Origin of the sequence: Bacillus sp. SIMBA_008 (assembly GCF_046535495.1) — a bacterium.
Lineage (GTDB): Bacteria > Bacillota > Bacilli > Bacillales > Bacillaceae > Bacillus > Bacillus subtilis.
In genome coordinates this window covers 1-242 of the sequence record NZ_JAWRWL010001139.1, presented here as the reverse complement: position 1 = coordinate 242, position 242 = coordinate 1, and the positions used below count along the sequence as shown (strand labels likewise).

Annotated in this window: 1 protein-coding gene; it reads right to left on the bottom strand. The window is 38.4% G+C overall.

Features of this window, described 5'->3' with window-relative positions; genetic code table 11:
- The coding region (locus SB658_RS26995) for a hypothetical protein (RefSeq protein ID WP_410603584.1) at nt 1-242 on the bottom strand (242 nt) is incomplete at both ends.

The window sequence follows — 242 nt, the reverse complement described above, 5'->3', positions numbered from 1 at the left end:
AAAATGGATGAATCACTTCCGTCTGCATTCAGCACTGGCAAACTCTTGTCTAAATCGTTTCCGAAGGCTTCAGACACGAATTGTTGTTCTCTTGCTCTCATCCAATTGATGTTTCCTCTTAATGTGTTAATTTCACCGTTGTGAATCAAGTAACGGTTTGGATGAGCCCTTTCCCATGTAGGAAATGTATTTGTACTAAATCGTGAATGAACAAGTGAAAATGCAGAAACAAATGTTTCATC